Below are 10,563 nucleotides of genomic sequence, written 5' to 3' on the forward strand. Positions count from 1 at the left end.
TAGCTGTACAATCTTCTCGGACATGGTTTGCTGTCTCCTTTCGAATGGTGGTGTCGCAACTTCATTCTACCAGAGATCTGCAAACCATGTCTTTTTTTGTTTTTGCGAAACTTATTCTACCTGACCGAACAAAAAGCCTGGAAATGGTGCCCTGAAAAACAAACCATAAATGTATTTGAGAGGCTGACCCTGGATAAAGGGTCAGCCTCTCAGACGATCGTGTCATTTGTTGTAGTTCTTTCAGACAAAACGCAGTGCCATAGGATCATGGCTTCTTGTCCATGTATAGCCTGGAAATTTCCTCATCTATATCATGGGTCAGCTTTGCCAAAGGCGCTGCGCCGAGTCCCTCCGCATCATAGCGCTTCATGTAGAGCAGCTGGCGGGCTTCTTCTCTGCTTTTGAATAAGCCCGGAAAGCTGTCAATCAGAGAATCCAGATAGGCGTTATTAAAAATATAGCGCTGTTCGAAGATCGCACACACATAGGCATTGTGGCTCTCGCGGTACAGGACATCCAATCCGAATTTCTCAATGGAGGTTTGGACGCGCTGGTCATAGTCCGGGTCACCTACCGGTCCAACTCTCTCGATGGTTACTTCAAATTCGTCGGGCTTGACCATTTGGCCCATTAGATAGGCAGTTGACGAGATGGGGGTTGTATGAAACTGATACTGCTCCCCGAACTCTTCCTGGTAGGGATAGAGTACGTACTGTTCATCATCTCCCTTTTTCTGGTTGCAGTTCCCACAGGCGGGGATCAGATTGGGAAGTGTCAGGGCAAACCATGGGAACTTGGACTTGGAACGGTAGTGATCAACTTGGTTTTGCCGGTGATATTCTCCCTTGCGGGTCCGGACTGTGGTGGTAAAACTTCGATTACAATAGGGGCAGACCTCCACACCCGTCATCTGTACCAATTGGGGAAACAAGTTTTGGCGGCTAAAGCTGTCATAGTTAAAAATTTGCGTCAAAAGTAATTTTGACAGCGCTGACTTTGCGGAAAACTCCAGCTTTTTGGCTTGAATGGTCTTGCCGTCTGTCTCCGTGGTAAGCAGTTCCCTCAGTTTTTCCCGTTGGACGGTATGATTTTGATAGAGATATTGGTGCAGCTGTGGGCTTACCAGTTCAATCAATTCTTCCGGCGTATTCGGTGCCGGAACCTTTGCTTTGGAAAGTATATCTTGCGATGTTTTGGTTAGTTTGAATTTTTTATGGGCGGTGGGATATCGCTTTTTCTTCGTTCGGTCTCCATTCGGATAGTAGTAGGCGCCACGGCTGTCTATGGGCAGATAATCCTCTGGTGCAAAGGGGAGCATTTTATAGAGCAGGAAATAGTACAGCGCCCAGATGTCATCTGCTCGCGGTCCTTTCCACGGCGGCGAAATACGGATCATCGTGATGTCTCTCCTTCGTGCTCTAACATATCCAGCTGCCGCTGTAAGCGGGCGATATCTGCTCTCAGTTCCTGCTTTATCTGTTCTTTTTGCTCCGGCGTTCTCCTCTGATGGATCATAGCAAGTGCAGCGGCAATTTCCTCTTCCAGTTTGCTGCGCATAATGCCTTCCGGGAGATACCGCACCGTCTTTTGTCTGTGCATTTCCAGACGGTATTCCCATTTATCCAGTTCTTGCTCGGTGTAATCCATCGGGAGATCATGCGCCGGTGGTTTGATCTTCTGGATGTCCTCAAGCACACGTTTGATTTTTTTCTGGGCCAGCGCTCCAATGGTGCCGTTCTGCAGATAAAATCCGTCTTTGAGGAGCGTGTAGAGGTTCTGTCCGAAGGGCTGCAGGGCGCTGTTGGACTCCACGGTAATACAGCCGTCGTTGCCTTTTTTCAGGTAAAGCACAGAGGCGGATGGAAAGTCCCCCAACATCAGGGGAGAGTGGGTGGTCAAGATGATCTGAATATCCTGACAGCCGCTGTCAGCTCCCGGGTAGTAAGGATTTTGATAGAGCCGCGGCAGAAATTCGGCCAATGTGGCGACAAACATCCGCTGCCATTCCGGGTGAAGGGACAGGTCGGCTTCATCCAAAAAGAGAATCACGGAGTCGCAGTCCCATGTTTCATCCATGCCAAGCGAATTTTGAATATGATCTTTCCGTTCAGCAAGCATTGCATTTTGCACAGATTCTGCTGTGATGAACTCCGCGCTTTCCTCATCATAGCAAGTTCCACTCAGCAGGTATCGCAGCTTTGTGAAAATGCGGAGTAAAATGTTTTCTCCGCTGCTGAATCCCCAATGGTAAGTTACAAAATAGTCGCTTCCACTGATTGCACGGCTTAAATCCACAAAGCGGATCATCAATTCCTGCAAGATGGGATCCAGTTGTTCACCCAGTGGGATGTGGCATACATAATTTTTATAGTACTTCCAATACTTCTGGATATGCTCCGCATTGTTCCAGAGAAATTCAATGTATGTTTTGCAAGAAGCATAATAAGTTTGCACTATCCAATTGCTTTGGTTGGCAGCGATGAAATCCATCGTTCGAATATAATCCTGTGGTTCTGTAAATGTTTCCGGAAGTGTCACCATTTCTATGCTGCCGTACCCCAACGCTCTGCTGGCCATCCTCAGAAAGTTTACCACACAGTTTAAACTCAGTTCAGCAAGAAGCAAATACGTATCGTTTGCCTGTTCTGAAAAAATACTGTATTGATGGTACCACCTAGCGAAAACCTCAGTTAGGTATCGTTTCGCAATCTCCGCTTCCACTTTTTTGAGACGTTCAACCGCAGGGTGGATCTTTAGCGTCAGTTCCCGCGGAAAAGGAACCGGGTATCCGTCTTTCCTCATCTGGAGCAGAATGTTTCTCTGATTCCGGTCAAATAAATAACGTGCTTGCTGATAACTTTCAAACGTAAAATAAGTATATAGCTGATCTTCCAGCGGACGTTTGTTCGAATTTGTATTGCTGACTTCTTGCGCCAGCATCATATTGGCAACCAAAGAGCAGTCATAGAGCGGGTTTGAGTACAATGTGCCGCAAACGCCAATACCACCATCCTCGCTGTCTTCATGCAGTATACGGCATTGTTCCAGGTCTGACATGGACATTGTGTTTGAAAAAGTGATTAACTTAGTCTTTCTAAGGAAATATGGTGAAACAATACCAGTAGAATATGAGATTTGGCTGCATTCGAAATCAGGGGTATTGATCTTAGCTTCCCGCTGAGAATAGATAAGATATATTTTTCCGCCGGAATCCTGCATCAGGCAGATAAAATGAAAGGGCAATGATTGGGGTATTCTGAAATACAGCGCAGTCAGTGCCCTGATCGCGGCATGCATCAGAGTGGTTTTACCGGTCCCATTTTCCCCTACAATTGCTGATATATTATAAATCCGCTCGTCGCCCCAGAAACCACGTTCGACTCTGTCGTTTTCTTTTCTTGCTGTGCGCTTCAGGCAAAAGCGCGTCCTTATTGCTGAAGCGCGTTCCAGGGTGTAGATATACTCTGTGCTGAAGTTCAATTCACACTGCTTATGTCCCCGGTATCCATCTGGTGTTTTCCCATTTTGTGTGAAATCCAGGTACAGATAAAGTAGCCTCATGTCCCTCACTTCCTTCAAACGTATTCACGTTCGGCGTTGTTCTACCGTTTGCCGGATGTCCTGAATGGCAGCAGCATAAAACGTATCATAATCGGTCCAATCCGTGGCGCCCGCAGTCCGTACCTCCGCGCCATTGGCCTGCAAAAGAAAATGGTGCATCTTTTTTTGCGTATTAAAGGGTGGCTTGTCATAAAAATAGACCTTTCCATCTCCATTGCGCTCACGCTGCTTTCGGCGCAAAAGCCACCATAGATCAAATTCGCATGAGTCAAATCCAAACCCCAGAATATACACATCACCGAAGAGAAAGAGGCTGGGCCAGGAGAGAAATGGAAGCTTTCCCACATTGGTTCTGGACGTCCGCTGGGCCGTATTCTGACAGCACTGCACGATTCTGGCTAAAAGGCGGCCATAGCGGTCATGCCCCAGGATGATGCCCTGCGGAACACTGCTCTCCCCGTGGATATGCCAAAGGCCAGTTCCCTGAGGGGTATCAGGTCCGGCAGGGAAGAAGTAGCCTGTGTGCAGGCGGTACTGGACTTCCCGTGTTTGAATGGCTTTGCTCTCGCGATCCCGCAGGTCAAAACGAAACTGAGAGCGTGTTCGACTGCACCCAAAGTTGCGGTGAGGAAAAAAGGCCTGCTCCAGACAATAGGAGTAATTTGTCGTGAAAATGTGGTCCATCCGGAGTCCTGGAAGTTTTTCCAGCAGGGGATTGCTCCTGTGCACCATGGCCTTCATGGCTTGTGCCAGACGCTTTTCTTCTTGCAAAATATCTTCGTGCCCCATAGGCGTGGGGGAAGTGGAAGGGGTAGAGAGCAGCTCATAGCGCAGAGGAAAGGGAAGGGACTCCACTCCGCTCATTTCCCGTTTTTCCGGCAAGGTCAGGTCCCGGACCAATTGCTCCCAACTGCGCTGTCCGCTTTTATATTCCAGCCCATTTCCGATCAACAAAATCTGTGGACGCCCGGGACCTTTCATTGGATACACAAAGCTGACCTGCCGTTTCATTTCCACTCACTCTCTTTTTCGAAGAATTAAGCCGGTATTATGCTAAGTATAGCATGTTTTTACATATGCGAAAACATTTATCGCTTTGGGCAGATGGAAAGTATGGACTGCATTACTTATTTTAGGATGGGTGTAGATTGCAATGGCACTTCAGCGCTCGAAAAACGCAGGCAAAACGCCCCCTGCATAGGAAGAAGATAAACCTATGCAGGGGGCGTTCGTATGTCACAGGTGATTTACTGGGCAGGGAAGATGACCTCTGCTTCCTTGACCAGGGTCTCCAGGGCCTGCTCGGGGGTAATGTCGCGGCCCTGGATCAGGTCGGAGTAAGCGGTGCGAACCACGCTGTTCCACTCGCTGGTATAGAGGGACATGGCGGGCGCGGAGGCGTCGGTGACCTGCTCATAGGAGATCTTGTAGCCCTCGTTGGCGGGATCGGCCCAGAAGTCCTTCAGAGTGTCGGTCTCCACAGAGGAATAGGTGGTGGGCAGCACGCCGGTCTCAATGTGGTTTGCAGCCACCTGCTCGTCGCTCATCAGGAACTTGACAAACTCCCAGGCAGCGGCGATCTCCTGCTGGCTGTGACCCTCAGCGATGATGCCGATGGAGCCGCCGCCCAGAGGGGCGGCATAACCGCCATAGCCCACCGTAGCGGACATGCCCAGATTGATGTTCATCTCGGCGGCCTTCTGGGAGATGGAAGTGGCCCGGTTGGAGCTGGAGACGAAGGCGGCCAGCTGGCCGTTGTAGAAGCTCTCCTGCATGGCGGAGCTGGCGCTGGACAGGGCGGGGATCTCGCACCAGCCCTCCTCGGTCCAGTTATACCAGTCGGTGAGGAACTGGCTCATGGAGCCGTCGGTGAGGCAGGAGGCGCCCAGGCCGTCGGCATCCATGAAGCCAACGCCGTTGAGGGACTCCAGCAGGTAGTGCTGGTAGTAGGTGGGTTCGATGGTGTAGCCGATGCCGCGGATGGTTCCGCCGGAGGTCTCATAGATCTTGGCGGCGTACTCGTTGAGTTCCTCCAGACTGGTGGGGGCGTGGTCCAGACCGGCCTGGGCATAGAGATCCTTATTATAGTAGAGGATGGCGGTACCGCGGGTATAGGGCATGGCCACAATCTGGTCCTCGTAGTAGACATAGTCGGTGAGTTCCTTCACCACGTTCTCCATGTCAAAGCCATCCCGCTCCACATAGGGCGTCATGTCGGCCAGGATCCCCTCGCTGGCAAAGAGGGGGATGCCGTTGCAGGAGAGGTCGGCCAGGACCGGAGTCTCCCCGGCGGCGATGCCGGTCTCGATGGCGGCCTGGACATCGTCCAGATAGCCCTGGGCCACCTCCTCTACGGTGATGCCGTACGCATTGGTGTCGTTGAACTCCTGGATGGATTTCTGGAGGAAGGCGTAGTCGGTGTCGGAGGTGCGGTCATGCCAGAAGGTGATGGTGATGGGCTCGGTGACATAGTCCGGGCCTTCGCTCTCCGGAGCGGGAGTGGGGGTGGTCTGGGCATCGGGGGTAGGGGTGGCAGCGCTCTCGCCGCCGCAGGCGGTGAGGCTGAAGCTCAAGGCTCCGGCCAGGAGGAGGGCAAGGGGTTTCTGGTTCATTTCAAGGTCTCCTTTGTATTAAAATATGTCATACATATGTATGCCGGACAGAAAGGGATCATTTGATGCCGCGGTAGCCGAAGGAGGAGAGAAGCTGGCGGCTGAGCAGCAGGAACAAAAGCAGTACCGGCAGTACCAGCAGGCTGTTGGCCGCCATCAGTACCGGCCACTCCAGACCCTGGTGAGCGTCCTGGAGACGCTGCATGGCCAGGGTCAGGGGGCGCACTTTGTCCGAATTGGTCATGACCAGAGGCCAGAAATAGGAGTTCCAGGTGCTGATAAAGCTGAAGAGCTCCGCGGTGATGATGCTGGAGCGGCACATGGGAAGCATGATGTGGGTCAGGATCTTCAGCTCCCCGGCGTGGTCCATGCGGGCGGCCTCCACCAGCTCGTCCGGAACCTGGAGAAAGGACTGCCGGATGAGAAAAATGCCGTAGGCATTGGCCGCAAAGGGGAGGATCTGGGGCCAGAGGGTGCCCAGGAGCTTGGCCTTGGAGAAAAGGATGTACACGGGGACAAAGGTGATCTGGGTGGGGATCATAAAGGCGAGCATCACCAGGGCCCACATCCACCGCTTGCCTCGGAATTCATAGCGGGCAAAGCCATAGGCTGCGGTGACATTGAATACCGCCTGAAGTGTCACCACGCCCAGGGACACCAGGAGGGAGTTTTTGAGATAGCGGGGAATGTCAATGCGCTGCCACACGTCGGAAAAGGCCTCCGGTGTAAAGGATTCCGGCCAGAGAGTGGGCGGAAAGCGGATGGACTCTCCATAGGTTTTAAAGGCGGTGGTGATCATCCAGTAAAAGGGGAAGAGGAAGAAGACCGCCATAGCCAGTTTAAAGAGCAGGGAGAGCAGGCCCATGGCGCGCCGGCGCAGGCGAACGCTTCGGGAAGAGGTCAGATTCATGGCAGTTCCTCCTCACTGATAGTGGACGCGCTTGCTCAGCACCTGGAAATAGAAATAGGTCAGGATCATCAGGATCACCAGCAGCACAGTGCCGGCCGCCGAGGCATAGCCCACCCGGGCGTTCATCTGGAAGGCGTAGCGGTAAATATAGGTCACCAGCACATCGGTGGCGTTGCCAGGGCCCCCGTCCGTCATGACCCGCACCACGTCAAAGACTTTGAAGGAGCTGATCGTGATGGTGATGAGCAGGAAAAAGAGCTGGGGGGAGATCATGGGCAGGGTGATGCGGAAGAATTTCCGCACCGGCGGGGTGTTGTCCAGGGCGGCGGCCTCCAGAATCTCCGCAGGGATCGAGCGGATGGAGGCGAGTACGATGATGAGGTAATAGCCCAGGCTCTTCCACACTGCCACCGCAGCCACACAGAAGAGGGCCAGATCCGAGTCGTTGAGCCACCGGGAGAGAGGCAGGCCGAACAGAGCCAGCATGGCGTTGAGGATGCCGCTGTCGGCATCATACATCCAGGACCAGATGTAGGCGCAGGACACCATGGAGATGAGATAGGGGGTAAACATGCTCTTCTGGAGAAAGCGGTTGATCCGGCTGTCTGGTTCCAGCCACAGGGCAAAGAGTACCGCCAGCAGCAGGCTGAAAAAGAGGACGGACAGAGTGTAGACCGCTGTGTTGCGCAGAGCGTCCAGAAAATCGGTCTTAACAAAGAAGAGAACCTCGTAGTTTTTCAGACCCACAAAGGTCTTTTCCCGGATGAGGTTGTAGTCAAAAAAGCTGAGATAGACCAGATTGACCAGGGGATAGAACACGAAAATCAGCAGGAGGAGCATGGCCGGCCCCACCAGCAGATAGGGTACCAGTCCAGTGCCGGAGGATTTGCGCCCGCTTGGCCGGGGCAGCTTTCTGCCTGGCCTCATAGCGTACCCTCCTCCAGACGGCGGATCAGCTCACCGCACCCGCTGCGGATGCGCAGGCCGTTTTCATCGAAGAAGTACAGGTCTTCCCCGGCCACGCCCAGACACACGGTGTCCCCGGCCCGGTACTGGAAGCAGGCGCTGCGCACCATCACATCGCCCTCCGGGAGACGGACCTTATAGAGAACCTCGACCCCGAGCATCTCCCGGGTTACCACGGTCCCGGGACGGGTATAGGCCAGGGCCTCCTCGGAAGCGAGGAAGCGGACCTTCTCCGGGCGGAAGCCCAAACGGAAGTTGCTTCCGGGCAGGGGGAGGATATTGGCGGGCGGAGTTCCGATGAACTGGGCTGTGAAGATATTGTCCGGGTCCCGGTAGATAGACTCCGGGTCTCCCTGCTGAAGGATCTTCCCCTCATTCATGAGCACGATGTGGTCGGCCATGGCCATGGACTCGGTCTGGTCGTGAGTCACATAGACAAAGGTGGCGCCCAGTGCCTGGTGGAGCTGGATGAGCTCGCTGCGCATGGCAGTGCGCAGCTTGGCGTCCAGATTGGAGAGCGGCTCATCCATAAGAAAGACGGCGGGCTCCTTCACCAGGGCCCGGGCCAGAGCGATGCGCTGCCGCTGGCCGCCGGAGAGCTGGGAGGGCTTTCGGTCCAGGTAATCCTCCAGGCCCACGGTCCGGGCCACCTGCGCCACACGGCGCTGCCGCTCGGCGCGGGGGACTTTGTTGTTTTTCAAGCAGAACTCAATGTTGCCCCGGACGGTCATGGTGGGATAGATGGCATAACTCTGAAAGACCATGGCCACATTCCGCTCTCCCGGGGGCAGAGCGGTAATATCCACGCCGTCCATATAGACCCGGCCGCTGGTAGCCGGGCCGATGCCGGCGATCATCCGCAGAAGTGTCGTCTTGCCGCAGCCAGAGGGGCCGAGGAGTACCGTAAAGGCGCCGGAGCGAAGGGTGAGACTCAGATCTTCGATGACGCGGGTACTGCCAAAGGATTTGGAGACGTGCTCCAGAACGATCTCAGCCATGGGAAGCCTCCTCTCCGCCCAGCAAGGAAAGGGCGCGCCCGGGCTCTTTGGCGTACAGCCCGTCCACGGGCAATGTCAGCCCCAAGCGGGCCAGCTCTTCCAGAAATACTTCCATCAGGACCCCGGGAGCGGATGCAGTCCGGACCTGGGACAGTACCCCGCTCACGTCCCGGCCGCCAAAATCGCCGCCCCAGGGGCCGGAGCAAGTGTATTTCACTCCGCAGCTGGGACTGCCGTCGATGCCCAAAACCCCCAGCAGCTCCACGTCCTCCGCTGCAGCATAGGCCTGGATCTGGAGCAGGATGGGCTTCAGCAGTTCCCGGCATGTTTGACGGAAGAAAGGGTTGTCAAACTGGTCCCGGGTGTGGCCCCAGCGATCCAGACCGTAGAGCATCAGCTCCGGACAGGGCAGCTGGAGAAGCTGAACACCGCGGTCCACCGCTCGATGGAGCAGTTCCCGCCGCAAGGACTCCTCGGCGCGGATGGATTCCATCCGGTAGGCACGGCATTTAGCGGCGGTATTCAGAATGCAGTGACTGACGATCAAAATCTGTTTCACAGTTCCACCTCTTACTCAGATAGACGGCCACGCCGTCCGCCTCGTTGCTTGGAATTATGCCGTCTGCATGGGCTTTCAGAGCGGGACAGGCGTTGGCCACAGCGTATCCCTCGTCGCAGGCATCAAAAAGGGCGAGGTCATTCTGCCCATCCCCAAACGCGACAATATGGGTGAAAGCACCCATATGTCGCAGCCGGGTAAGTGCCAGACCTTTGGAGGCCTGCGCGCTGTAGACCTCCAGATACCACCGCTCCTCGGTATAGCGATCCCGGTAAAAATCCAGAGTCAGGCCGCGCCCGTCCAGCAGGGATGCCATCTGTTCCAGACGCTGGGGCCGGTCATCCAGATACATGCCGTACAGGAGTGGGAGGGGGGCAAGCTCCGCCGCCTGCCGCCGGCCGAAGCCATTCCACAGGGCTGGATAGGGGGCGAGAGCCGTCCAATCAAAGTAGTGCTGGGCGGCAGGGGGAGCAGCAGGGGAACAGTGGCAGCGGAGCCGGCCCTCTTCCAGGGTGAAGAGGAGTCCGCTTATGCCGCAGCGCTCCTCGGCTTGAGCCAGTATTTTCTGGGCCTGCGGAGAGAGCGGGACGAAATCGGGAAAGCTCTGGCGCACGGGATCATAGAGGAGTGCGCCGTTCATCAGGATCCAGGGCAGGCGCAGCGGAAGGCTCGCCAGCAGCGGCAGTGCGGAAAAGGGGGTCCGGGCGGAGGCCACGGTGAAGGGAAGTCCGTCACTCAGAAGCATGCGGAGAATTTTGAGGCTGACCGGTGAGAGCTGTGCCTGCGAGTCCAACAGAGTACCATCCAAATCAGAGATAAATAGCTCCATCCCGGGCTCCTTTCCTTTGGCTTGACCATACGGCGTAAAAATTTTTTAGATTTCATTGTAGTGCCGAGGGGTAAAATCTGCAAATTCTTTTTTTCGATATGTTTGGAATGAGATTATTTGGAATTTGG

General features: G+C 54.7%; 9 protein-coding genes. All 9 read right to left on the bottom strand.

Annotated elements, in window-relative coordinates; translation table 11 throughout:
* Positions 1-265 precede the first annotated feature (265 nt).
* The 9 genes from INF37_RS14690 to INF37_RS14730 all read right to left on the bottom strand — a co-directional run bounded on the left by INF37_RS14690 (position 266) and on the right by INF37_RS14730 (position 10,435).
* Positions 266-1,396: an HNH endonuclease signature motif containing protein gene (locus INF37_RS14690; RefSeq protein ID WP_193539168.1), complete on the bottom strand. Its 1,131-nt coding sequence runs from the start codon at positions 1,394-1,396 to the stop codon at positions 266-268.
* The gene (locus INF37_RS14695; RefSeq protein ID WP_193539170.1) at positions 1,393-3,561 is read right to left on the bottom strand and encodes an ATP-binding protein; all 2,169 of its coding nucleotides are present in this window, start codon (positions 3,559-3,561) and stop codon (positions 1,393-1,395) included. Before INF37_RS14695 ends, INF37_RS14690 begins: the two co-directional genes overlap by 4 nt.
* A gap of 24 nt (positions 3,562-3,585) precedes the next feature.
* Positions 3,586-4,572 (bottom strand): SIR2 family protein, encoded by a 987-nt coding sequence (locus INF37_RS14700; RefSeq protein WP_193539172.1) that lies wholly within the window; start codon positions 4,570-4,572, stop codon positions 3,586-3,588.
* Positions 4,573-4,808: 236 nt separating this feature from the next.
* Positions 4,809-6,173 carry an extracellular solute-binding protein gene (locus tag INF37_RS14705; protein ID WP_193539174.1) on the bottom strand — a complete coding sequence of 455 codons (1,365 nt, stop codon included), beginning with the start codon at positions 6,171-6,173 and terminating at the stop codon, positions 4,809-4,811.
* 58 nt (positions 6,174-6,231) lie between these two features.
* Complete coding sequence (locus INF37_RS14710) at positions 6,232-7,083, bottom strand: carbohydrate ABC transporter permease (protein ID WP_193539176.1); 852 nt, start codon at positions 7,081-7,083, stop codon at positions 6,232-6,234.
* A 12-nt stretch (positions 7,084-7,095) separates the two neighbouring features.
* The gene (locus INF37_RS14715) at positions 7,096-8,010 is read right to left on the bottom strand and encodes a carbohydrate ABC transporter permease (RefSeq protein WP_193539178.1); all 915 of its coding nucleotides are present in this window, start codon (positions 8,008-8,010) and stop codon (positions 7,096-7,098) included.
* Positions 8,007-9,047, bottom strand: coding sequence for an ABC transporter ATP-binding protein (locus INF37_RS14720; RefSeq protein ID WP_193539180.1), 1,041 nt, complete (start codon positions 9,045-9,047; stop codon positions 8,007-8,009). The genes INF37_RS14715 and INF37_RS14720 overlap by 4 nt, the downstream gene beginning before the upstream one ends.
* Positions 9,040-9,606 (bottom strand): CD3072 family TudS-related putative desulfidase, encoded by a 567-nt coding sequence (locus INF37_RS14725; RefSeq protein ID WP_193539182.1) that lies wholly within the window; start codon positions 9,604-9,606, stop codon positions 9,040-9,042. Before INF37_RS14725 ends, INF37_RS14720 begins: the two co-directional genes overlap by 8 nt.
* On the bottom strand, positions 9,557-10,435 hold the full coding sequence (locus INF37_RS14730; protein WP_193539185.1) for an HAD family hydrolase: 879 nt from the start codon (positions 10,433-10,435) through the stop codon (positions 9,557-9,559). The genes INF37_RS14725 and INF37_RS14730 overlap by 50 nt, the downstream gene beginning before the upstream one ends.
* Between the last annotated feature and the right edge of the window lie 128 nt (positions 10,436-10,563).

This window comes from Pseudoflavonifractor gallinarum (assembly GCF_014982855.1).
Taxonomy (GTDB): domain Bacteria; phylum Bacillota; class Clostridia; order Oscillospirales; family Oscillospiraceae; genus Pseudoflavonifractor_A; species Pseudoflavonifractor_A gallinarum.

Coding starts and splice junctions, on each gene's coding strand:
- INF37_RS14690 (WP_193539168.1), bottom strand. CDS start 1,396: ATGATCCGTATTTCGCCGCCGTGGAAAGGACCGCGAGCAGATGACATC.
- INF37_RS14695 (WP_193539170.1), bottom strand. CDS start 3,561: ATGAGGCTACTTTATCTGTACCTGGATTTCACACAAAATGGGAAAACA.
- INF37_RS14700 (WP_193539172.1), bottom strand. CDS start 4,572: ATGAAACGGCAGGTCAGCTTTGTGTATCCAATGAAAGGTCCCGGGCGT.
- INF37_RS14705 (WP_193539174.1), bottom strand. CDS start 6,173: ATGAACCAGAAACCCCTTGCCCTCCTCCTGGCCGGAGCCTTGAGCTTC.
- INF37_RS14710 (WP_193539176.1), bottom strand. CDS start 7,083: ATGAATCTGACCTCTTCCCGAAGCGTTCGCCTGCGCCGGCGCGCCATG.
- INF37_RS14715 (WP_193539178.1), bottom strand. CDS start 8,010: ATGAGGCCAGGCAGAAAGCTGCCCCGGCCAAGCGGGCGCAAATCCTCC.
- INF37_RS14720 (WP_193539180.1), bottom strand. CDS start 9,047: ATGGCTGAGATCGTTCTGGAGCACGTCTCCAAATCCTTTGGCAGTACC.
- INF37_RS14730 (WP_193539185.1), bottom strand. CDS start 10,435: ATGGAGCTATTTATCTCTGATTTGGATGGTACTCTGTTGGACTCGCAG.